We start from the raw sequence: 21226 nt of genomic DNA, 5'->3' as shown, positions 1-21226 counted from the left end.
AGGTCCGGCATTCCGTGTCGAAAAGGAGCAGACGTTGTTCCAGCCCATCAGATCCCTGAGGCGCACCATCGCCGTGGGAGGCACCACCGCGCTGATCGCCGCCGCGGGCGTCATCGCCCTCGCGGCCCCACCGGCATCGGCCGCCGCAGCCACCGGCGGCAGCGGCGCGAGCCTTCCCTACGTCGAGGTGCAGGCGGAGAACTCCGCCACCAACGGCACGGCCATCGGCCCGAGTTTCGCCGCGGGACAGCTCGCCGACGAGGCGTCGTACCGCAAGGCGGTGACCCTCTCGGGCAGCGGCAAGTACGTCACCTTCACCACCCCGGTCGCCACCAACTCGATCGACTTCCGCTACAGCATCCCCGACGGCTCGGGCGGCTCGGTCTACACCGCCCCGCTGTCGTTCGCGATCAACGGCGCCGCACAGCCCGACTTCACCCTCACCAACGCCTATAGCTGGTACTACGGCAGCTACCCCTTCACCAACACACCGGGCAGCAACCCGCACCACTTCTACGACGAGGTCCACCGGCTGCTCCCGCAGACGTATCCGGCCGGCACCACCTTCACCCTCCAGACCAGCGGCTCCAGCGCCGCCACCACCATCGACTTCGCCGACTTCGAGCAGGTCGGCGCCGCCCTCCCGCAGCCGTCCGGCTCGGTCTCGGTGACCAGCCAGGGCGCCGACGCGACCGGCGCCGCCGACAGCACGGCCGCCTTCAACGCGGCGATCAACGCGGCGGGCCCCGGCGGCACGGTGTGGATCCCGCCGGGCACCTTCAAGATCCCCCGGCACATCACGGTCAACAACGTCACCGTCACCGGCGCGGGCATGTGGTACTCGACGGTGACCGGCGCGGCGCCCGGCTTCTACGGGCTCGGCGAGCCCGACAGTTGCGGAGTCGGCGGCAATCGCGGGGTGAGCAGCAACGTCCACCTCTCCAACTTCGCGATCTTCGGCCAGGTCGGTGAGCGCAACGACTGCGACCAGGTCAACGGCATCGGCGGCGCGATGAGCAACTCCACCGTCTCCAGCCTCTGGATCGACCACCTGAAGGTCGGCGCCTGGATGGACGGGCCGATGGACAAGCTGACCCTCAGCGGTCTGCGGATCCGGGACACCACCGCCGACGGCGTCAACTTCCACGGCGGAGTGACCAATTCGACCGTCACCAACAGCGAGATCCGCAACACCGGCGACGACGGCATCGCCACCTGGGCCGACGCCGCGCTCGGCGCCGACGCCAACGACACCATCTCCAACAACACCGTGGAGACCCAGATCCTGGCCAACGCCATCGCGATCTACGGCGGCCACGACAACACCGTCAGCGGCAACCTCGTACGGGACACCGGACTCGCCCAGGGCGGCGGCATCCACGTCGGCCAGCGCTTCACCTCCACCCCGGTCGGCACCACCACGATCTCCAACAACACCCTGATCAGGGCGGGCAGTCTCGACCCGAACTGGCAGTTCGGCGTCGGCGCGCTGTGGTTCGACGGCAGCCAGGGCGCCATCACCGGCCCGATCAACGTGACCAACGCGCTGATCCAGCAGAGCCCCTACGAGGCGGTGCAGTGGGTCGAGGGCACCGTCAGCGGGGTCAGCCTCAACAACGTGACCATCGCGGGCGCCGGCACCTTCGCCCTCCAGGAACAGACCGGTGGCGCCGCGAAGTTCACCAACGTCACGGCCACCGGCATCGGCGCCAGCTCACCGATCTATAGCTGCGAGGGCAACAACTTCACCGTCACCGACGGCGGCGGCAACTCCGGCATCAGCGGCACCCCGTTCTGCGGCGGATTCCCCACCCCCGTCTTCCCGCCCTACCCGGCGGAAGGCGTGACCGCCAGCCCGAGCGCGCTCAACTTCGGCTCGGTCGCCACCGGTTCGACCAGCGCCGCCCAGACCGCGACGGTCACCAACCCGACCGGTTCGGCCGCCTCCGTCTCCGCCATCACCACCAGCGGTGACTTCTCGCAGACCAACACCTGCGGCACCTCCATCCCGGCCAACGGCTCCTGCACCGTCAGCGTGAAATTCGCGCCGACGGCGACCGGCGCGCGTGCCGGGACGCTGACCGTCGGCGCGGGCGGCAACACCAGCACCGTCGCCCTGTCCGGCACCGGCACCGCGCCCGGCCCGATCCTGGGCACCAACCCGGCGAGCCTGTCCTTCGGCGGCACGGTCGTCGGCGCGACGGCCGCCCCGCAGACCGTCACCGTCACCAACTCCGGCACCACCACGGCCACCGTCTCGGCCGTCGCGGCGACCGGCGACTTCACCCAGACCAACAACTGCTCGTCGCTCGCGGTCGGTTCGTCCTGCGCGGTGACCGTCACCTTCAAGCCGACGGCCGGCGGCACCCGTAACGGCACGCTGACACTGACCAGCAACGCCAACAACAGCCCGACCACGGTCGCGCTCAGCGGCGCCGGAATCGACAGCAGCACCGACATCGCCGCAGGCCGCCCGGCCACGGCGAGTTCCGCCAACGGCACCTTCGTCGCGGGCAATGTCACCGACGCGGACGCGTCCACGTACTGGGAGAGCGCCAACGGCGCCTTCCCGCAGTGGGTCCAGGTCGACCTCGGGCAGAACTACGCGGTCGGCAAGGTGACCTTGCGGCTCCCGCCGTCCACGGCGTGGGCCACCCGTACCGAGACCCTGTCCGTACAGGGCTCCACGGACGGCACCTCGTTCAGCACCCTGTCGCCCTCCGCCGCGCAGACCTTCGACCCGAGCGCCAACAACAACACGGTGACCCTCACCTTCCCCGCGGCCACCGCCCGCTACGTACGGATCAACGTCACCGCCAACTCGGGCTGGAGCGCCGCCCAGTTGTCCGGCCTCCAGGTCTACCCGAGCGGCGGCACCAACCCGTCGTCCGCGACCTTGTCCGTCACTCCGACCTCGCTCACCTTCGCCTCCCAGGCGCCCGGCACCACCAGCGGCGCGCAGAGCGTGACGGTGACCAACACCGGTACGGCCGCCGCGTCGATCAGCTCGGTCACCGCCTCCGGGGACTTCTCGCAGACCAACACCTGCGGCACGTCGCTCGCGGCCAACGCCAGTTGCTCGGTCGCGGTGAAGTTCACCCCCACCGCCTCCGGCACCCGCACCGGCACCCTGACGATCAGCGGGAACGCCTCCAACAGCCCCACCACCGTGGCGCTGACCGGCACCGGCAGCGGCACGGTGAGCACCAACCTGGCGGCGGGCAAGGCCACCAGCGAGTCCAGCCACTCCGACGTCTACGGGTCCTCCAACGTCACCGACGGCAGCCAGAACAGCTACTGGGAGAGTGCCAACAACGCCTTCCCGCAGTGGGTCCAGGTCGACCTCGGCTCCGCGCAGAGCGCGAGCAAGGTCGTCCTCCAGCTCCCCGCGGGCTGGGGCGCCCGCAACCAGACGCTGTCCCTGTCGGGCAGCACCGACGGCAGCACCTTCACCACCCTCAAGTCCTCGGCCTCCTACTCCTTCGACCCCGCCTCCAACAACACGGTCACCCTCACCTTCACCGCGGCCACCGCGCGGTACTTCCGGGTGACGGTCACCGCCAACTCCGGCTGGCCCGCCGGGCAGATCTCCGAATTCCAGGTCTGGAACACCTGACCCGGACTGACCTCCTCCGACTCGACCTCCTCCGACCCGGCCCGACCCGGCCGGCGTCCCTGAGCACAACCGGCCCGGCCCCTCGCGTGCGATACGCGAGGGGCCGGTGGCGCTCCGGGGACGGCGACCAAGCGCGGACGGCCGGGCGGAGGGGGAGCATTTTATGCCCAGTGCGGTCATGTACCGCTGGAAATTGCCAGAAGTCCTTCGCGCGAGTGCCACCGTGCGTAACGTGACGGTCACTGCCGATCCGTCGGCGGGCCAACAGCGGCCTCACGCAGGGGAGTCGGGTGTCCGGGATAGACGAGTGCCTGCGCGAGGCCATGACGCTGCCGGGAGCCCGGGGCGCCGCTCTCGTGGAGTGGATCAGCGGGCTCTCCCTCGGACAGGTCGGAGACGCGCCGGGCGGTGACCCCGAGACGGCGGCGGCCGAGACCGCGGAATTCGCGCGCATGGCCGTGGAGCACTCGGCGTTCGAACCGGCGGAACCCCTCGGCTCACCGCGCGGCGGGACCACGGAACCCGCCGCGCCCGCCGCTGCCTCAGGACCCGCAGACACCGCCAAGGGGCTGCCGGTCGAGGACGTCATCGTCGTCACCCGCACCGGCTACCACCTGCTGCGCTTCGTCGAAGCACCTTTCGACGGCGGGGTGTTCCTGCACCTGTGGCTCGACCGCGAGCACGCCAACCTCGCCCTCGCCATGATGCGCGTACGCGACCTCGCCGAACGGCTGGTGCTGGCATGACCGGGCCGCTGTCACCGATGCTGCTGCGCCTGGCCGAGGAGGGCGCGACCGGCGCGCTGCTCCGGGACAGCGGGGCGCTCTACCTCGCGGACGGCGTCGTGGTGCACGCCGAGAGCCCGGCCACCCCCGGCATCGACGTCCTGCTGACCGCCGGCGGCCGACTTCCCGTCGAGGTGTGGCAGGAGGCGGTGGACGCCGCCGGCGCCCGCTGCCGGACCGCCCGCCACCTCCTGGAACACCGCAGGATCTCCGCCGCGGAACTGGAGATCAGCCACCTCGGCGCGCTCTACGACGCGGCCTTCTTCGTCCTCGCCGCGGGCAGCGGCCCCACGCGTTTCCGGCACGGTGTCGTCCACTGGTTCGGCCCCGTGCGCCCGGTGCGGGTGACCGAGGTGGAGCGCGAGACCCGCCGCCGCCGCGGACTCCTCGACGCCCTGTGGCCGTATCCGCAGCTCGACACCGCCCCCGTCGTCCGCCGCAGGGCCGCGTGCCTGCCGCCCGTACCGCGTCGGCAGCGGGCCCTGCTGGACCTCGTGGACGGGGTACGCACCCCGTCCGCCATCGCCACCGTGCTCGGCAGGCCCACCTTCCACGCGCTGGTCGACGTACGGCGGCTGGCCGCCGCCGGGCACTGCGAGACCCCGCGGCGCGCGGCACCGCCACCAGGGCAGGGGCGGCCACCGGGACGGGCACAGGAAGCCGCATCCGCACCGGCCACCGCGGACCGCGCCGGGTACCTGCCGGGACCTCCCGACGTCGGCACGCTCCGCAGGGTCCTCGACGCCTTGGAGGCACGACCGTGAAGCGCACTCCCGCCCGCAGGACCGGGACCGCACAGATATGAGGCGCGTCGTGCGACAACGCGCCGACAAGAAGGTCGGAAGGAGAGAGGAGAGAAGGAATCTGATGGCGCAGGAGGCCGAGATACGCGAGGAACTGCGGCGGCTGCGGGCCCGGCTGCCGCACGCGACGGGCGCGCTCGCCGCGGGCGTCGACGGCATGGTGCTCGCCCAGGAGGCGGACACCGTGGAGGCCGAGGGAGTGGCGGCCCTCACCGCCGCGGCGCTGGGCGTCGGCCTGCGGCTGACCGACACCGCGTCCCACGGCCCCTTCCGGGAACTGCTGGTCCGCGGCGAGCAGGGATACGTCGCCATCTACGCCGCGGGCACCGCCTGCGTGCTCACCGTCCTGGCCGGACCGCAGGTCAACGTGGGCCGGCTGCACATGGAGGCCCGCCGCTCCGGCGCGCACATCGCGCACCTGGTCGACGGCGACCCCGAGCCACGGGAGGACGCCCCCACACCATGACCACCCGACCCACCCGGACCGGCGGCGCCCGCCACCGCGCGCCCACAGCCCCCGACGCGGCAACGGCATCGACCGTATCCACCCCATCGACCGCATCCACCGCGTCCACCGCATCCACGTCAGCACCGCGCATGAACCGACCGGAAGGAAGCCCAGCCATCATGGCCAACACCGAAACCGCCCTCAAGGACGCGATGACCTCGATCGACGGCGTCATAGGCGTCGCACTCGTCGACTACACCAGCGGAATGGCGCTGGGCACCCTCGGCGGGGGCAAGGAACTCGACCTCAACGTCGCGGCGGCCGGCAACACCGACGTCGTCCGTGCCAAGGCGCGCACCATGGAACTGCTCGGCCTCAAGGACGAGATCGAGGACATCCTCATCACCCTGGGCTCGCAGTACCACCTGATCCGGCTGCTCAAGGGCCGGGGCAAGAACGGCCTCTTCCTGTACCTGGCGCTGGACAAGTCGCGCGCCAACCTGGCGATGGCCCGGCACCAGTTGAAGCGGATCGAGAACGACCTGGAGCTGTGACCGGGCCGTCGCGCCCGTACGCCGTCGGCCGTGCCCACCGGGCCGCGCGGAGACGGCCGTCCTGCCGGGCGGCCGTCTCCGCGCGTCATCCGTTCACGGCCCGCTCACCACCTGCCCGTTCCCCGAGCGCGCCGCCCGTCCGAGGCCCGCGTCCGGCCCGAAAGGAGAAGCCGAAAAAAAGATGGGTGTGAAGCGACTGGGGTGGGGCAGAAGCCCTGACGGTTGTGACGGACAACCGGACAGGGGCAAGAACATGCGTTCCAGCGCGGTGGCCGTGAACGGCCCGCATCAGCAGGCCGGCCAGGACATCTGGGCGGGAGCCGCGTACGACGGCGAGACCGGATCGATCGCGGCGGCCCGCGCCTTCACCGCCGACTTCCTGGCCGGTGTGACGGGCGGGCGCGCCCAGCCGATCCCCGCGGTCGTCGTCGCCGACGCGCAACTCGTGGTCAGTGAGCTGGTGACCAACGCGTGCAAATTCGCGCCGGGTCCCTGCGCGCTGAACCTGGAGATCCAGGGCACGGATCTGGTGATCACCGTGTGGGACACCGACTCGTCGATGCCGCTCGCGCGCGCCGCGGAGCCCGGCAGGATCGGCCAGCACGGCCTGGAGATCATCCTCGCGGTCTGCGAGGGCTTCGACGTCCGGCGCGAGCCGGTGGGCAAGCGGATCAAGGTGCGCGTCGCCCTCGGAGCGTGAGCGCCTGACCCGGTCAGGGGGCGTGGGCTGACGCGTTACGCGCCGCCCGCGCTTCCGCACGCTCCTGTTCGCGAGCCGCGCGGTGATCTTCACTGGGTACGGAGCGAGCTGCCCGCCTGAACTCTCGGCCGGATCTCGCCGAGCCACCAGGAGCACCGTGACCACCGGCCAGGACGCGGCTCAGCCGCCCCCTCAGCAACCGACCCCTCATGACCCGCCCCACGGTCCGCCGCCTCCCCGGCGCCCCCGGCGCGTGGTCTTCGACGCGCCCTTCACCGACCGCACGGCCTGGGCGGCGGGCCGCACCTCCGCCTACCCGGAGAGCGGCCGCAATCCCGGCGACAACAAACTCGACCAGATCGGCCCCGCCTACGCCCCCACCGCCGGGGGTGTCTTCCGCGCCCGGCGGGCGGCGGGCGGCGTCTGGCACACCGACCTGGTGTCGACCGAGTACGCCCCCGGCGGCTTCGAGCTGCTGCCGGGCGACGAACTCACCGCCACCTGCGTGGTGCACGCCCCGCAGGGCGCCTGGCCCGCGATCTGGACCTGGGGCCGCGACAGCGACGCGGGCCGCCCCCAGCCGGGCCACGGCGAGATCGACCTCTTCGAGTACCACCCCACCAACCCGCGGCTGCTCGAACTGTCCAACCACGTACGCCCCGGCGGGTTCGAGGCGGCCGACGTGATCGCGCCCGGCCGCCCCTTCGCACTCCGGGTCCGCTTCGACGCCGACGACGTCTGCTGGTCCATCGACGACGAGGTCGTCTTCCGCGACGGCCACGGCGTCGGCCCCGCCTGGCGCGCCTGGCCAGTGGTGAACATCAGCGTGTCCGCGGGCGCGTACGGGCACACCCCGCCCGACGCGCGCACGAGCCTGCTGCACTGGGAGTGCGCCGGACTCACCGTCACCCGCTGATCCGGACCCGGTGGCTCACGCCGTCGCCCGCAGTGCCTCCTCCGCCGTCGAGTACACCTTGAGGACGCGGTCCACGCCGACGATACGGAGCAGCCGCGCCAACTGCGGCGGCACGGCGGCGACTCGCAGGTCACCGTGCTGGTGGATGCTCAGCAGCAGATTGAGGAAGCTGGAATCGGCGAAGGTGATCCCGCTGGCGTCGAGCACCAGCACCCGGCCGGCCTCGGCCGCCTCGGTCAGCTCCTGCCGCAACGGCCCCAGCGTGTCCGCGTCGAGGTCGCCGTGCGGGGTGACAATGCGCGGGAGGTCGCCGACGACCGGGTCCCTATGCGCGTCGTGGTGTGTCGACATATGACAAGTATGTCCAGCGTCACGGGGGAGAGGAAAGAGCGGATCAGGGCGAACCCGAGTGCGCCCCCGTCGACGCGCGCCGGTGGAGCCCGATCCCAGGTCAGAAACTGATCGCAAGCGGTCGGAACCAGTCGCAAACCGATGGGCCCGCGGCGGCGGACCGTCCGCTAGGCGGAGCGGGCGTGGATCCCCATGCCGCCGGAGACGATCAGATTGTCGCCCGTGATGTAACCGGCGGCGTCGGAGGCGAGGAAGGCGACCGCCTCGGCGACATCGGCGGGGGCTCCGACGCGGCCGAGGGGAACGTCCTCGCCCCACGCGGCGACCGTCTCCCGGCCGATGCCCAGCTTGCCGTACGCGGGAGTGTCGATCAGGCCGGGGCTCACCGCGTTGACCCGGATACGGCGCGGGGCCAGTTCGATGGCGAGCGAGCGCATCAGAGGCAGCAGCGCTCCCTTGGCGGCGGTCATGGCCGCGCCGAGCCCCTCGCCCGCGCCGATGGTGAACACCACGGACGCGCCCTCGTTCAGCAGCGGGAGCGCCTTCCGCAGGGTGAAGAAGTTCCCCTTGACGTTGATGTCGAACAGGGCGTCGAAGGCGGCCTCGTCGGTGGACTCAATCGGTCCGGGCCGGGAGATGCCCGCGTTGAGATGGAGCAGGTCGAGGGAGCCCAGGTGCCCGCGCGCCCGCTCCACCGCCTGGTCGATGTCCGTGAGCGAACCGGCGTCGGCCCTGATGGCGACCACGTCGTGCGGCAGGCCGGAGCTGTCGACGCTGCCGAGGCCGGTGACCATGACGCGGTAGCCGCGCGCGTGGAGCAGTTCCGCGGTGGCCTTGCCGATCCCGCTGGTGCCGCCGGTGACGAGTGCTGTCTTCGCTGCCACGGTCGCTCTCCTTGTCGACGCGTGGGGCGCGTGGACGGCCCCACTGATTGTCACCGTACGCCCGTATGGCAGTGACTGCCAAATGTCGTGTGAATGCCACGATGGCAGGCCGCGCTAAGGTGATGTCATGACGCAGGGAACAACGGGCGACGGGCCGGCCGCGCCCACACTGTGGGACCGGACGCGGCAGCTCGCGGCCCGGGAGATCCTCGACACCGCCCTGCGGCTGTTTACACGGCAGGGGTACGACGAGACGACCATCGCGCAGATCGCCCGCGAGGCCGGTGTCTCGCAGCGCACCCTCTTCCGCTACTTCGGCACCAAGGAAGACCTCATCGGCGGCAGCCAGGAGCAGTTCGTCACCCTGCTGACGGAGACCGTTCGCGAGCAGCCCGCCGACGCCGACGCCTGGCAGACCCTGCGCGCCGCCCTCAAGGCCGCGCTCTCCGTCCACACCGGTCCCGAACAGGCCCTGGAGCGCTTCCGCCTGATCCACCGCACCGACTCGCTGCGCGCCGCCTACCTCGGAAAGCGCGTGCGCTGCCAGGAGGAACTGCTCCCGCTCCTCGAAGCCAGGCTGGCAGCCTCGGGCGCCGACCGAGTACAGGTCCGCGCCGTCCTCGCCACGGCCTTCGGCTGCTTCGACGCCGCCATCGCGACCTGGATCGAGGGTGACGGCGAGGGCGACATCCTCGACCTTTACGACCGCGGCCTGGCCGCGGTCCGCGACGTCCGCTGAACGGGTCGCGGGCGTACCGCCGCGACTCCCCGGCGGGGGCTCAGTCGTCGATGCCGGAGCGTTCGATGCCCGCCACGATGTGCCGCTGGAGGAGCAGGAAGACCAGCAGCAGGGGCAGGATCGACACCGCCGCCGCGACGAACAGCTCGTGGATGTTGACCACTTGGGCGGTGGTGAAGGTGGACAGCGCCACCTGCACCGTCCAGGACGACGTGTCCTGGCCGATGACCAGAGGCCACAGGAAGGCGTTCCAGGCGCCGATGAAGACGATCGTGGACACGGCCGCGAAGACCGGCCGGGAGTTGGGCACCACGATCCGCCAGTAGGTGCGCCAGTAGCCGAGTCCGTCGACCTTCGCCGCGTCCTCCAACTCACCGGGAAAGCCCAGGAAGTACTGCCGGAAGATGAAGCAGGCGAACGCCGAGAAGATCGTCGGGATGATCAGGCCGCGCAGCGTGGAGATCCAGCCGAGCGAGGACACCAGCACGAAGCTCGGCACGAAGGTGACCGCGGCGGGCACCATCAGCGTGCCGAGGATCGCGTAGAACACCTGGTTGGACCAGCGGTACGGGATACGGGCCAGCCCGTATCCCGCCAGCGACGCCAGCACCACCGTGCCCACCGTCGTGGTGACCGCGATCATGGCCGAGTTGAGCAGCGACCGGGCCATCGGCACCGCCGGGTCGTCGAACAGCTCGCGGATGTTGGACCACTGGAGGTGGGTGGGGAAGAACGTCCAGTCCGGCGAGGTGATGTCCTGCTCGGCCGACAGGCCGTTGCGCACCAGCAGGTAGAACGGGATCAGGAACAGCAGCGCGAGTACCACGAGCAGCACCAGGCGCACCGCGCGCCCGAATCTGAGCAGGGCCTGCTCCATGTCAGTCCTCCCTCCTGCCGAGCCCGAACCAGCGGGCCTGGACGACGGTGACCACCGCGATGATCAGCGCGAGGACGACGGCGCCCGCGCTGCCCACGCCCAGGTTCTGCCCCCGCCCGAGCGCGGTGGTGTACAGGTACACCAACGGCGGCCGGGCGTACGGCGGATAGCCGCGGGAATCGCTGAGCAGGTTGTAGAACTCGTCGAACGCCTGGAAGGCGTTGATGACCAGCAGCAGCGCCACCGCCACCGAGGTGGCCCGCAGTTGGGGCAACGTGATGTGGCGGAAGACCTGCCAGCCGGGCCGCGCGCCGTCCACCGCCGCCGCCTCGTACAACTGCGCGGGGATGCGCTGGAGTCCGGCGAGGAAGAGGATCATGTAGAACCCGGCCTGCAACCACAGCCGTACGGTCACGATCACCAGCCAGTACCACGGCGGGTGGGTGGTGGACAGCCACGCCGTCTGGTCGGCGCCGAACCAGCCCAGGACGGTGTTCGCCAGGCCGAACCGCACACCGTTGAAGATCGACAGTTTCCAGATCAGCGCCGCCACCACATAGGAGCAGGCGGCCGGCAGGAAGAACACCGAACGGAAGAACGCCTGCGCGTACCGGAGCCGGTTCACCATCAGCGCCAGGGCGAGCGAGAGCGCGTAGGTGGCGGGCACGATGAACAGTGCGAACACCCCGAAGGTGCGCAGGCTGTCGGTGAACGCCTGGTCGCCGAGGACGTCCGCGTAGTTGCCCAGGCCCACGAAGCGGTGCGGGGACACCGTGTTGTGCGCGTCGAAGAAGCTCAGATAGACGCTCCACAACAGCGGCACGTACGTGAACAGGGCGAGCCCGGCGGCGAATGGTCCGACGAAGACCCAGAACCACAGCGTGCGGTGTCTCACGACTTCTTCCGGACCCGCTGCAATTCGGAACTGGTCTTGCGCACCACCGACTTGAGCTCCGTGTCGGGGTTCGCGCCGTCCTTGATGATGCGGCTCAGCGCGTCCTGGTACGCGGTCTGGCTGGCCGGTGTCCACAACAGCGGCTGCGAGAAGCCGTGGTCGGTGGCGTACGAGACGGCGTCGGCCGCCGCGCCCTCCCGCAGTTTGGCCGCCTTCTTCGCCAGCGAGATCCGGGCCGGGATGTGGAAGCCGTAGGAGAGCGCGAAGTCCTCCTGGTACTCGGTCCTGTCGATCCACAGCCACTTGATGTACGCCTTGGCCTCGGCTTGGTGCTTGCTGCGGGAGTTGACGGCCGAGCTGTACGCGCCGACCGGCACCGTGGGCTTGCCCGCCGCGCCGTCCTTCGGGAACGGCAGCACCCCGAAGTCGTCCCCCAGGGCCTTCTTGACCGCGGGCAGCGCCCAGAGTCCGGACCACTGGAGCGCGGTGAGCCCCTGGATGAACGCCGAGGGGTCGGACCAGTCGGTCGGCGCGCCCAACAGCAGCGACTTGTCGGCGTAGAGCCGGTGGAACTTGGCCAGGGTGCGGGCGGCGGCCGGGTCGTCGAAGCCGACGGTGCCCTCCGGGGTCACCAGGCTGAGCCCGGCGGCGTAGAGCGGTGTACCGCCGAGCACCCCGGCGCCGCCGTCGTTGCCCAGGAACAGCCCCTTGACCTTCTTGGTGGTCAACTTCGCCGCCGCGTCGACCAGTTCGTCGAGCGTGGTCGGCGGCGCGATGTTCGCGGCAGTGAGCAGGCTCTTGCGGTAGTACAGGAGCTGCATGTCGATGACCTGCGGGACACCCCAGATCCTGTCCCCGTACGTCGTCACCACGGCCGGGTTGAAGTCGGCCTTCACCGGGCCGACCAGGTCGGTGACGTCGACCACTTGGCCGCCTTGGATCTGGTCCAGCGTCGGGCCGCCTTCGAAGACGTCCGGTCCCGACGAGGTGAGCAGCGCCGCGGCGGTCTGCTGGTCGTAGTCGCCGGGCCGCCACTGCACCTTGACGTTCGCCGCGGTGTACGCGTCGGCGTACCGGCGCACCGCCTGCTCCGTACCCGCCTCGCCGTACTGGTGGTACCACTGCTGCAAGGTGACCTTGCCGCCCTTGCCACCCTTGCCGCCTCCGTCGTCCCGGCCGCTGTTCGACCCGCAGGCGGCGGCCAGCGCAGCGGTCAGGGCCAGGCTGCCTCCGGTACCGAGCAGTTGTCTGCGGCTGAACGTCACTGCGTATCCCCCTAGTCAGAGTGGGTCCCGGCGATCTTCGCGCTGGACCATGCACCAACCATGCAGGGGAATTACGACAGCGACATTGCGCGAACGTGGCGGCACCCTGGGTGGCGGGGCGGGCACTCTGCGCGGTCGTCCGCGTGGCGCGTGGGCGTCACCGTCGCACCCTGGAATCGCACCAGGCCGCTTGTCAGTTGGCGGGCGATGGGGGGACGAAGAGTGCCACCGCGGGACCGGCGCGACACCGTTAGCCGGACGTGTCCTGTCGGCAGGACGCGCCGGTGCGCAGGTTCACGGAGGCGCCGGCGATGACCGAGTCGAGCCGGTCGCGGGTGTGTGTCAGATCCGCGATGTGCCGGTCGATCTGATCACGCTCGACCGTGAGGCGATCCAGAAGCTCGGGCGTGGCCCGGCCGTCGATGACGCAGGGCGTGAGCGCGGCGATGGTCTTACTGGACAGACCGGCCGCGTACAGCTCCCGGATCAGATTGATCCGGTCGACCGCGGCCTCCGCGTAGTGGCGCTGGCCGCTGTCGCTGCGCTCGGAGACCAGCAGATCCTGCTCCTCGTAATACCGCAGCGCCCTGGTGCTGACGCCCGTGCGACGAGCCAGTTCCCCGATGCGCATGTCCCACTCCACGTCCCTGCGATCCGCGTCACAGCCACTTGCCTTTGACGTCAACGTCAGGTTTTAGCGTAACCAATGCGCCCTTCTCCCGGAGCTTCCTCCCGGAGAGCCCCGCTTCCCGAGCCACCGCACGCCCGCACGCCCGCACCCCCGCACCCCCGCACCCCCGCACCTCCGAAAGAGACACGCATGACCACGTATTCGGCGACCGGCCTCACCGGCCCCGCGCCCACCCCGACCGTCTCGGTCAAGCCGCTCGTCCTGCCCGCCCCGCACCGAGGCGCGGACCTGCGGGTACGGATCTCCGCCCCGGTCACCGGCACCCGCCTGCCGATCGTGCTGTTCGCGCACGGCTTCGGGTCCGACCTGGACGGCTACGCGCCGCTGGTCGACCACTGGGCCGCGCACGGCTTCGTGACCGTCCAGGCCACCCATCTGGACTCCAAGCGCTTCGGCTTCGCCGGGGACGACCCCCGTACGCCCGACCTGTGGCGCTACCGCGTCCAGGACATGAAGCGCGTCCTGGACGAACTCGGAACGCTGGAGGCGTCGGTGCCGGGCCTGGCGGGCCGGACCGACCGCAGCCGTGTCGTCGCGGCGGGACACTCCTTCGGCGGTCAGACCGCGGGCATCCTGGTGGGGCTGCGCGTCAAGGACCCGCGCACCGGCCTCGCCGAAGACCTGTCCGACCCGCGGGTCATGGCCAGCGTCCAGCTCGCCACCGCGGGCAAGGGCGGCGCGGAACTCACCCCCTTCGCCCACGAGCACCTTCCCTGGCTCCGTGACCAGGACTTCTCCCACATCGCCGCCCCCGGACTCGTCGTCGCGGGCGACCAGGACGACCTCCCCCTCTCGACCCGGGGTCCGGCGTGGACCACCGACCCCTACACACTCAGCCGAGGCGACAAGAGCCTGCTCACCGTCCGCGGCGGCGAGCACTTCCTCGGCGGCATCTCCGGCTACCGGTCGGCCGAGACCACCGACGAGGACCCCGGCCGCGTCGCTCTCGTCCAGCAGGTCACCCTCGCCTACCTGCGCCACATCACCGGCGACGACCACACCGACTGGGAGACGGCCCGCTCCGTCCTCGCCGCCGCCCACCCCCTGGGACACCTGGAGTCCAAGTGACCCGTACGGCGTCGGGCCGCCTCCGACGATCGCGGCGACGCCGCTGATCCGCTGACGGCCCGCTCCTGTGCGGCGGCATCGCCGAGCCCGCGTGGACGGTGACGCGTGCGGACCAGCCCGTCGCGGACCCCGGCGCGACGGCCTCAGCCGAGGACCGGGGGGCGTGGTTGCCGGCCGGTGTCGGCGCTGTCCGCGCTCGTGAGGATCGCGCTCGCGATCACGTCGAAGAGGTGGTCGGCGCGGGGGGCGAGGGAGGGCTGGTCGCCGAGCCAGGCGAGCATGGCGACGAGGGCGAACAGGTCGGCGCCGTCGATGTCGTCGCGTGCCACGCCCGCGGCCTGGGCGCGGGTGAGGAGCCGCGCTCCGGCCGCGCGCAGGGTGACGCACGAGGCGTGGAGCGCGGATTCGGTGTCCTCGATGGCGGCGGCCATCAGGACGGTCACACCCCGGTACTCGGTCGTCCAGGCGACGCAGTCGCGCAGCCACGAGACGAGGGCGTCCTCGGGTGACCCCTGTGTCTCCAAGTCGGCCGCCCGCGACGTCAGTTCACCGAAGCTCGTGTGGAGCAGGGCTTCGAGCAGGGCCTCCCGGGTGGGGAAGTGCCGGAGCAGTGTCGCCAGGCCCATGCCGGACCTGCGGGCGATGTCGCGCAGCGAGACGTCGACACCGTGCTCGGCGATGACGGCGCCCGCGATGTCGAGCAGGTGGTCGCGGTTCTTCCTGGCGTCGGCGCGCATGGGTCCCTCTTGACTATCCGGATCAGTGGTCCATATATTCGGATCAGTGGTTCGGATAGATGGACCACTGATCCGTTCAGCGTATCCCCCGGTGGGGGCAGGAGACGACGATGCCCACGAAGATGCCGTCAGACACGATGCGGGCGATCCGGCTGCACGAGCACGGCGGCCCCGAGGTGCTGCGTGAGGACCGGGTGCCTATTCCCGAGCCGGGACCGGGCGAGGTGCTCGTCCGCGTCCACGCGGTGGGCGTCAATCCTCCGGACTGGTACCTGCGCGGCGGGCTGACCTCGGTGCCGGGGGAGCCGGAGTCGACCGTCAGGCTGCCCGCCGTTCCGGGAACGGACGTGTCGGGTGTCGTCGAAGCCGTCGCTCCGGACGTGGACGACCTCGCCGTGGGCGACGAGGTCTTCGGTCTTCTGCGCTTCCCCGGCTTCCACGGCAGCGCCTACGCCGAGTACGTGGCCGCGCCCGCGTCGGACCTCGCGCGCAAGCCGTCCGGCATCGACCACGTGCACGCCGCCGGGGCGCCCATGGCCGGGCTCACGGCGTGGCAGTTCCTCATCGAGGCAGGACACGACCACCCCTCGCCCTTCCAGGCGGCGCGGCACCGCCCGACGCCGCTCGACGCCGACAGCAAGGTGCTCGTCAACGGCGCCGCGGGCGGCGTGGGGCACTTCGCCGTGCAGTTGGCGAAGTGGAAGGGCGCGCATGTCACCGCCGTGGCGTCCGGTGCGCACGAGGCGTTCCTGCGCGATCTCGGCGCCGACCGGTTCATCGACTACACCAAGAGCCGTCCCGAGGAGCTGGTGCACGACGTCGACCTCGTACTCGACGCCGTCGGCGGCCCCGACAGCAGGCGGTTCCTGCGCACCCTCAAGCGCGGCGGCGCCCAATTCCCCGTGCTTCCCGGGGACTTCGACGCCGAGGAGACCGCGAGGCTGGGCGTCACCGTCTCGACCGCCCAGGTCCGCTCGAACGGCGCGCAACTCGCCGAACTGGGACGCCTGCTCGACGCGGGCACGGTACGCGTCGCCGTCGACAGCACCTTCCCGCTCGCCCGCGCGCGGGCGGCGCACGAACGGGCCGCCCGCGGACACCTCCAGGGCAAGATCGTGCTCACGGTCGAGCAGGTCACGGCGCCGCGTTGAACAGCTTCCAGTTCCCCTCGGAGACGATCTCGACGCCGTCGTCGGTCACCTTGATGGCGGTCTGGTTGTCGATGGCGTACGCCGGGGCCTTGAGCGCGGCGGCCCACCGCTCCGCCTCGGCCATGGTGTTCTCGGGGCAGCCCGGACTGTCGAGGTGCGGGAAAAGGGAGAAGTCGACGACTCCCAGGGCGCGGTCGTCACCGGTGGGCGGCTGCCAGGCGACGAAGTGCTCCCCGACGCGGGGAGTCAGCACCATGCTCCCGGCGCTGAGCCCCACATAGACCGTGTCGTGCAGCGAGGGGAACAGGTCGGCCAGGCCGGACTCCCGCATCCAGTGAGACAGGTACAGCGCGTCGCCGCCGTTCACCAGCAGGACGTCCGTCTCCCGGACCCAGGAGACCCACCGCTCCTTGTCGATGCCGGGCAGCGCCGTGAGCTCCAGTACGCCGACCGACTTCCAGCCCAGCCCGGTCATGGGGTGAAGGGACTGTCCGCTGATGAAACGCCACGGCCCGCCCGGATCGCCGTACGGGCCCCCGTACCCGGCGGTGGGAATGCACAGGGCGTTGGCTTCGGCGATCGGTTTGCCCAGGAGGTCGAGGAGCGCCGCCAGAATGCTGGCGTTCTTGACACCGGAGTCGGTAAGGAGAAGCTTCATGACGCCCCCGCACTGATCGCTCTGTGAAAGTGAGCGAGCGACGCTAACACACCCGCTGTCGGCAGAGCAGGCGCGCGGAGACCGCTCGCCTCACGGCTGGGTCCAGGCGGTGTCGCGCAGCAGCCGGAGGCCGTTGAGGGCGACGACGAGAGTGGAGCCCTCGTGACCCGCGACCCCGAGGGGGAGCGGGAGAGCGGCGGTCAGGTCCCAGACGGCCAGAGCGGCGATGAAGACCGCGGCGATCGTCAGATTCTGGATCACCAGACGGTGGGCGGCGCGCGAGAGCTTCACGACGGCCGGGACGGTGGCCAACTCGTCGCGGATCACCACGGCGTCGGCGGTCTCCAGCGCGAGGTCGGACCCGGCCCTGCCCATGGCGACGCCGGTGTGTGCGGCGGCCAGCGCGGGCGCGTCGTTGACGCCGTCGCCGACGACCAGCACCTTGCGACCGCGTGCCTCCCACGCGCGTACGGCCGCTGCCTTGTCCTGCGGCAGCAGGCCGGCGCGTACGTCGGTGATGCCGACCTCTGCGGCCAACTGCCGGGCGGCCCGTACGTTGTCGCCGGTCAGCAGGACCGGAGGGGGGCCGCCACCTCCCGCACTGCCTCGCGCACCCGTCCCGCACCGCCTCGTCGGTCCCGACGGGGAGGAGGCGGGCGGGGGAGCCGACCTGGACCGTGCGGCCGTCGACGGTGGCCGTGACGCCCTGGCCGGGGGCCGAGGTGAAGCCGTCGGCGGCGGACAGCGGAAGGCCGCGCTCGCGGGCCGCGTCCACCACCGCGCGGGCCAGCGGGTGTTCGCTGGGATGCTCGGCCGACGCGGCGAGCCGGAGCAGGGCGTCCGCTTCGAGGCCGCTGCCGGCCGGCGTTGGCCATCGCGGACAGCAGCGGCGGCATCGTGGACCTGCCGGAGGCGGTCGCGGCCGACTGAGGCCGCGCGCGTGCCGTCACGCCGGGCGGTCGGTGAACGACGGTCCTACGGCCTCACGCGTCGGCCTCCCGGGCCGCCCGCTCCAGGCGGTCACGGTGGTTCTCCCACCAGGCCGCGTCGCCCGGCGGCAGGCTGCCGTTGTTCTCGTTCATGCCCACCGCGCCGTCGGTGAATTCGCGCAGGATGTCCGCGTGCCCCGCGTGCCGGTGGGTATCGGAGATCACCCGCACCACTGCGTGATGCAATGTCACCTCGTCCCGGCCGTCGGGCCACCACGGCACCCGGCCGGTCGCGTCCAGGGCCAGCGCGTCGATCGTCGCGTCCGCCTGGGCCCACGCCCGGTGGTAGAGGCCCACGATGTACTCGCGTGACTCGTCGGCGGCGGCCCACATGTCCGCGTTCGCCTCGGCTCCCGCGTCGAGCCAGGGCAACGGCTCGCCCGAGGGCCGCCCGAAGGTGTCGCCGAGGTAGCCGAACTCCACACTGGCCACATGCTTCACCAGGCCCAGCAGATTTGTGCCGGTCGGCGTCATCGGGCGGCGCACTTCGTACTCCGAGAGCCCTTCCAGCTTCCACAGCAGGGCGTCGCGCGCGGACTGGAGGTAGAAGCGCAGGTCGGTCTTGGCATCCGTAACGGTCATGCGGCCAGTCTCGCGCCCGCCCGACCACCGGTCACGCCGTTTACGCCGTCGGTGCGGGGCCCGCGCCGGGCGGCGGTTCCGCGACGCCGACGAGGAACCCGGCCCTGGTACGGACGCTGACCGACCACTTCAGCGCGGTGAGGGCGTCGGTGAGCGTCCGGGCGTCGTGGAACACCTTGACGATGCGGTACCGACCGCCGTCGTCGGTCCTGCGCAGCGCCACCGGGGTCGCATGGCCGGTGAGGACGTCCTCGTACGTCGCCGCGCCGGGGCCGTCGTCGACGAAGACGGCCCTGCCGCCCGGGGCGAGCGCGGCGGCGACGGTGCCCCAGAACCCGGGCAGCCGGGCGGGCGGGACGTGGGAGAGCCAGAAGGCGAAGAAGACCGTGTCGTAGCGGCGCGGCGGCTGCCACGCGAACACGTCGGCCTCGACGAACCGGACGGTGGAGGACGCGGTACGGGTACGGGCGATGGCCAGCACCTCGGCCGCCGCGTCGACCGCCGTCACCGACCGTGCCCGCGCCGCGAGCCTCGGGGTCCACTGGCCCGTCCCGCAGGCCAACTCCAGCACGTCCCCGGTGATGGGGAGTTCGTCGACCACCTCCAGCAGATCCCGCAGCTCCTGGTACTGCGCGTAGGTCCGGTCGTACTCGCCCGCCCGCGCCCGGTAGTACGCCATCTGCTCCGCCACGAGGGCGTCGTCGTCCATGGGTGGGTCCTCTCGTCCGGTTCCCGCCGGAGCCGCGTGGGCTCCGCTCGTCGGCTGGTCTCCACCGGCACTGTCGACCTTCACCTCCGGTCAAGGTCAAGGGTCCCGGCATCAGCCACTCGCCGTGGCAGGGCCGCCACACCCTCGCCCGGCACGTCGCCGACCCCGTACGGGGTCGGCGGTGGGCGGCGCGGGACGCTCGGCGGCGGCGCCCCGTCAACCGGGCCATGAACGCCGAACTCGGCGCGGAAGGCCGCGCGGACCCGCTGGACGGTCACATCGCCGAGCTGCGCGCGTGCCTGCGGCGATTCGTGCACGCCGCGGCGGAGGCGTAGGCCGCCGCGCGCGCCGGGTTCAGTACAGCGGCAGGATGAGGGTGATCCGCTTGCCGCGCGGGGTGCCGTCGGGCGCGGGGTCGTGCGGGGTGACGGTCACCCGCAGGGCGAGCTGCTGGATCAGACGCCAGCCGAATCCGCCGCCCACGTAAGGGGCTTCGGTGCCCGGCGGGCGTTCGGTGAGGCGGGGGAGCGCGGGGCTCAGGTCGTCGATGCTCACCTCGACGCCGAGCGGTACGAGGCGGGCCTGGCAGTGGGTGATACCGCCGCCGTGCACGATGGCGTTGGTGGCGAGTTCCGAGGTGGCGAGCACCGCGTCGCCCATGGCTCTGGGATCGCACGGCTCGGGGTCGGCGGCCACGGTCTCCCGCACCAGAGCGCGGACGGCGGCGGCCGTGAAGGGGGCCCGAAGCGCTCGCATACCGGTGGGGGGCGTTTGCGTGGAGCGCTGCCCACCACCCGGCGGCGGCCTGTCAGCGGCCATCTGATCTCCAGGAATTCGACATCGGGTCGCAACGGACGGCGACGGTCCGGGGAGGTCGCCCGCGGTGCGCGGTGACACCTGCGGACGTTTTCCCAGGTCTGTCGTCAACGGGGCGTCTTGCCGACGTGCCATGACCGAAACGCATCCGGCACAGTTCGGACCCGCGCAGTTTGCCACCGGTCGCACGGGCAAGGCGACGAGGTTGACCCGGTCGGCCTTCCGAGGGCCCCGGTCGCCCCCGGAGGCCCTGGGGCACCTCCGGTACGGCTGTGACCTGCGGATCTGCCGTGTTGGGCCGCTCTGGGCGCGGCGTCTCCCGCTGGGGATGCAAGGATGGTGCCCATGGACAACGTGTACTTCGACATCTCCATTGACGGCGCTCCGGCCGGTCGGATCGTCTTCCGTCTCTTCGACGACGTCGTGCCCGAGACGGCGCGGAACTTCCGTGAGCTGGCCACCGGCGAGCACGGCTTCGGCTACGCGGGCTCGGCGTTCCACCGGATCATCCCGTCCTTCATGCTCCAGGGCGGCGACTTCACCAGCGGCGACGGCCGCGGCGGCAAGAGCATCTACGGCAACAAGTTCGCGGACGAGAACTTCAAGCTCAAGCACGACCGCCCGTTCCTGCTGTCGATGGCGAACGCCGGGCCGAACTCCAACGGCTCGCAGTTCTTCGTCACCACCGTGGTCACCGACTGGCTCGACGGCAAGCACGTCGTCTTCGGCGAGGTCGTCGAGGGCGAGGAACTGGTCAAGCAGATCGAGGGCAAGGGCTCGCGCAGCGGCACGCCCTCCGCCAAGGTCGTCATCTCCGCATCCGGCACCGTCGCGTAAGCACCCCACCAGCGACCTCGTAGGCCCGAAGGCCCCCGGCGACCCGCCGGGGGCCTTCCGCGTTCGCTGAGCGGGGCGCGCGGGACCGGGGGAAAATCGAAGAGCCGGGAGCGGGGTCCCGGCGGTGGGACCGGGAGCAGAAGCGGGGGAGCGAG

The 21226-nt window shown here is 71.4% G+C and carries 22 protein-coding genes and 1 pseudogene; 11 read left to right on the top strand and 12 right to left on the bottom strand.

The annotated features are described in order from the left end of the window. Positions 1–34: 34 nt before the first annotated feature. The 7 genes from ACFZAM_RS20105 (at position 35) to ACFZAM_RS20075 (ending at position 7822) form a co-directional block, all read left to right on the top strand. Positions 35–3616 (top strand): choice-of-anchor D domain-containing protein, encoded by a 3582-nt coding sequence (locus ACFZAM_RS20105; RefSeq protein ID WP_391047743.1) that lies wholly within the window; start codon positions 35–37, stop codon positions 3614–3616. A gap of 323 nt (positions 3617–3939) precedes the next feature. After that, on the top strand, positions 3940–4362 hold the full coding sequence (locus ACFZAM_RS20100) for a hypothetical protein (RefSeq protein WP_391048217.1): 423 nt from the start codon (positions 3940–3942) through the stop codon (positions 4360–4362). After that, positions 4359–5165: a transcriptional regulator gene (locus ACFZAM_RS20095; protein WP_391047741.1), complete on the top strand. Its 807-nt coding sequence runs from the start codon at positions 4359–4361 to the stop codon at positions 5163–5165. Before ACFZAM_RS20100 ends, ACFZAM_RS20095 begins: the two co-directional genes overlap by 4 nt. Positions 5166–5268: 103 nt before the next feature. Next, on the top strand, positions 5269–5670 hold the full coding sequence (locus ACFZAM_RS20090; RefSeq protein WP_391047738.1) for a roadblock/LC7 domain-containing protein: 402 nt from the start codon (positions 5269–5271) through the stop codon (positions 5668–5670). 161 nt (positions 5671–5831) lie between these two features. Then, on the top strand, positions 5832–6206 hold the full coding sequence (locus ACFZAM_RS20085; RefSeq protein ID WP_355334877.1) for a hypothetical protein: 375 nt from the start codon (positions 5832–5834) through the stop codon (positions 6204–6206). A gap of 253 nt (positions 6207–6459) precedes the next feature. Continuing rightward, positions 6460–6906 (top strand): ATP-binding protein, encoded by a 447-nt coding sequence (locus ACFZAM_RS20080; protein WP_391047736.1) that lies wholly within the window; start codon positions 6460–6462, stop codon positions 6904–6906. A 253-nt stretch (positions 6907–7159) separates the two neighbouring features. Beyond that, on the top strand, positions 7160–7822 hold the full coding sequence (locus ACFZAM_RS20075) for a beta-glucanase (protein WP_391047733.1): 663 nt from the start codon (positions 7160–7162) through the stop codon (positions 7820–7822). 15 nt (positions 7823–7837) lie between these two features. Here ACFZAM_RS20075 and ACFZAM_RS20070 read toward each other — a convergent pair whose 3' ends face one another. Beyond that, the gene (locus ACFZAM_RS20070; RefSeq protein WP_355334871.1) at positions 7838–8173 is read right to left on the bottom strand and encodes an STAS domain-containing protein; all 336 of its coding nucleotides are present in this window, start codon (positions 8171–8173) and stop codon (positions 7838–7840) included. Positions 8174–8340: 167 nt separating this feature from the next. Beyond that, complete coding sequence (locus ACFZAM_RS20065; protein ID WP_391047731.1) at positions 8341–9057, bottom strand: SDR family oxidoreductase; 717 nt, start codon at positions 9055–9057, stop codon at positions 8341–8343. A 127-nt stretch (positions 9058–9184) separates the two neighbouring features. On the opposite strand from ACFZAM_RS20065, the gene ACFZAM_RS20060 reads away from it, so the two are divergent. Next, positions 9185–9796 (top strand): TetR family transcriptional regulator, encoded by a 612-nt coding sequence (locus ACFZAM_RS20060; RefSeq protein ID WP_391047729.1) that lies wholly within the window; start codon positions 9185–9187, stop codon positions 9794–9796. A gap of 40 nt (positions 9797–9836) precedes the next feature. On the opposite strand, the gene ACFZAM_RS20055 is transcribed toward ACFZAM_RS20060, so the two are convergent. The 4 genes from ACFZAM_RS20055 to ACFZAM_RS20040 form a co-directional block, all read right to left on the bottom strand. Next, positions 9837–10673 carry a carbohydrate ABC transporter permease gene (locus ACFZAM_RS20055; RefSeq protein ID WP_355334863.1) on the bottom strand — a complete coding sequence of 279 codons (837 nt, stop codon included), beginning with the start codon at positions 10671–10673 and terminating at the stop codon, positions 9837–9839. A 1-nt stretch (position 10674) separates the two neighbouring features. Then, complete coding sequence (locus ACFZAM_RS20050) at positions 10675–11568, bottom strand: sugar ABC transporter permease (RefSeq protein ID WP_355334860.1); 894 nt, start codon at positions 11566–11568, stop codon at positions 10675–10677. Then, a complete protein-coding gene (locus tag ACFZAM_RS20045; RefSeq protein ID WP_391047726.1) occupies positions 11565–12833 on the bottom strand; it encodes an extracellular solute-binding protein in 1269 nt (422 codons plus the stop codon). Before ACFZAM_RS20045 ends, ACFZAM_RS20050 begins: the two co-directional genes overlap by 4 nt. A gap of 250 nt (positions 12834–13083) precedes the next feature. Next, positions 13084–13464 (bottom strand): MerR family transcriptional regulator, encoded by a 381-nt coding sequence (locus tag ACFZAM_RS20040; protein ID WP_355334854.1) that lies wholly within the window; start codon positions 13462–13464, stop codon positions 13084–13086. 189 nt (positions 13465–13653) lie between these two features. On the opposite strand from ACFZAM_RS20040, the gene ACFZAM_RS20035 reads away from it, so the two are divergent. Continuing rightward, a complete protein-coding gene (locus ACFZAM_RS20035) occupies positions 13654–14592 on the top strand; it encodes an alpha/beta hydrolase family protein (protein WP_391047724.1) in 939 nt (312 codons plus the stop codon). A 143-nt stretch (positions 14593–14735) separates the two neighbouring features. Here ACFZAM_RS20035 and ACFZAM_RS20030 read toward each other — a convergent pair whose 3' ends face one another. Further along, complete coding sequence (locus tag ACFZAM_RS20030; protein ID WP_391047722.1) at positions 14736–15329, bottom strand: TetR family transcriptional regulator; 594 nt, start codon at positions 15327–15329, stop codon at positions 14736–14738. A 122-nt stretch (positions 15330–15451) separates the two neighbouring features. Between ACFZAM_RS20030 and ACFZAM_RS20025 the strand changes: the two genes are divergently transcribed. After that, positions 15452–16480: a zinc-binding dehydrogenase gene (locus tag ACFZAM_RS20025; protein WP_391048215.1), complete on the top strand. Its 1029-nt coding sequence runs from the start codon at positions 15452–15454 to the stop codon at positions 16478–16480. Here the strand turns inward: ACFZAM_RS20025 and ACFZAM_RS20020 are convergent. The 5 genes and pseudogenes from ACFZAM_RS20020 to ACFZAM_RS20000 form a co-directional block, all read right to left on the bottom strand. Continuing rightward, positions 16464–17138 (bottom strand): Type 1 glutamine amidotransferase-like domain-containing protein, encoded by a 675-nt coding sequence (locus tag ACFZAM_RS20020; protein ID WP_355334846.1) that lies wholly within the window; start codon positions 17136–17138, stop codon positions 16464–16466. The two genes, ACFZAM_RS20025 and ACFZAM_RS20020, sit on opposite strands and share 17 nt — an antisense overlap. A 90-nt stretch (positions 17139–17228) precedes the next feature. Further along, positions 17229–18009: pseudogene (locus tag ACFZAM_RS20015) on the bottom strand (HAD-IC family P-type ATPase); the annotation flags it as partial. 112 nt (positions 18010–18121) lie between these two features. Further along, positions 18122–18709: a DUF664 domain-containing protein gene (locus ACFZAM_RS20010; RefSeq protein ID WP_391047718.1), complete on the bottom strand. Its 588-nt coding sequence runs from the start codon at positions 18707–18709 to the stop codon at positions 18122–18124. A gap of 40 nt (positions 18710–18749) precedes the next feature. Then, positions 18750–19418 (bottom strand): methyltransferase domain-containing protein, encoded by a 669-nt coding sequence (locus tag ACFZAM_RS20005; RefSeq protein ID WP_391047717.1) that lies wholly within the window; start codon positions 19416–19418, stop codon positions 18750–18752. A 354-nt stretch (positions 19419–19772) separates the two neighbouring features. After that, positions 19773–20174 (bottom strand): ATP-binding protein, encoded by a 402-nt coding sequence (locus ACFZAM_RS20000; protein WP_355334838.1) that lies wholly within the window; start codon positions 20172–20174, stop codon positions 19773–19775. Between the two features lie 405 nt (positions 20175–20579). Between ACFZAM_RS20000 and ACFZAM_RS19995 the strand changes: the two genes are divergently transcribed. After that, positions 20580–21071 (top strand): peptidylprolyl isomerase, encoded by a 492-nt coding sequence (locus ACFZAM_RS19995; protein ID WP_355334835.1) that lies wholly within the window; start codon positions 20580–20582, stop codon positions 21069–21071. The last annotated feature ends 155 nt before the right edge of the window (positions 21072–21226 follow it).

The sequence above is a fragment of the Streptomyces sp. NPDC008079 genome, from assembly GCF_042957385.1.
Taxonomy (GTDB): domain Bacteria; phylum Actinomycetota; class Actinomycetes; order Streptomycetales; family Streptomycetaceae; genus Actinacidiphila.
The sequence above is the reverse complement of the archived record's forward strand: the minus strand, read 5'-3'. Positions and strand labels throughout refer to the sequence as shown.

Coding starts and splice junctions, on each gene's coding strand:
- ACFZAM_RS20100 (WP_391048217.1), top strand. CDS start 3,940: ATGACGCTGCCGGGAGCCCGGGGCGCCGCTCTCGTGGAGTGGATCAGC.
- ACFZAM_RS20095 (WP_391047741.1), top strand. CDS start 4,359: ATGACCGGGCCGCTGTCACCGATGCTGCTGCGCCTGGCCGAGGAGGGC.
- ACFZAM_RS20090 (WP_391047738.1), top strand. CDS start 5,269: ATGGCGCAGGAGGCCGAGATACGCGAGGAACTGCGGCGGCTGCGGGCC.
- ACFZAM_RS20085 (WP_355334877.1), top strand. CDS start 5,832: ATGGCCAACACCGAAACCGCCCTCAAGGACGCGATGACCTCGATCGAC.
- ACFZAM_RS20080 (WP_391047736.1), top strand. CDS start 6,460: ATGCGTTCCAGCGCGGTGGCCGTGAACGGCCCGCATCAGCAGGCCGGC.
- ACFZAM_RS20070 (WP_355334871.1), bottom strand. CDS start 8,173: ATGTCGACACACCACGACGCGCATAGGGACCCGGTCGTCGGCGACCTC.
- ACFZAM_RS20060 (WP_391047729.1), top strand. CDS start 9,185: ATGACGCAGGGAACAACGGGCGACGGGCCGGCCGCGCCCACACTGTGG.
- ACFZAM_RS20055 (WP_355334863.1), bottom strand. CDS start 10,673: ATGGAGCAGGCCCTGCTCAGATTCGGGCGCGCGGTGCGCCTGGTGCTG.
- ACFZAM_RS20040 (WP_355334854.1), bottom strand. CDS start 13,464: ATGCGCATCGGGGAACTGGCTCGTCGCACGGGCGTCAGCACCAGGGCG.
- ACFZAM_RS20035 (WP_391047724.1), top strand. CDS start 13,654: ATGACCACGTATTCGGCGACCGGCCTCACCGGCCCCGCGCCCACCCCG.
- ACFZAM_RS20030 (WP_391047722.1), bottom strand. CDS start 15,329: ATGCGCGCCGACGCCAGGAAGAACCGCGACCACCTGCTCGACATCGCG.
- ACFZAM_RS20025 (WP_391048215.1), top strand. CDS start 15,452: ATGCCGTCAGACACGATGCGGGCGATCCGGCTGCACGAGCACGGCGGC.
- ACFZAM_RS20020 (WP_355334846.1), bottom strand. CDS start 17,138: ATGAAGCTTCTCCTTACCGACTCCGGTGTCAAGAACGCCAGCATTCTG.
- ACFZAM_RS20010 (WP_391047718.1), bottom strand. CDS start 18,709: ATGACCGTTACGGATGCCAAGACCGACCTGCGCTTCTACCTCCAGTCC.
- ACFZAM_RS20005 (WP_391047717.1), bottom strand. CDS start 19,418: ATGGACGACGACGCCCTCGTGGCGGAGCAGATGGCGTACTACCGGGCG.
- ACFZAM_RS20000 (WP_355334838.1), bottom strand. CDS start 20,174: ATGCGAGCGCTTCGGGCCCCCTTCACGGCCGCCGCCGTCCGCGCTCTG.
- ACFZAM_RS19995 (WP_355334835.1), top strand. CDS start 20,580: ATGGACAACGTGTACTTCGACATCTCCATTGACGGCGCTCCGGCCGGT.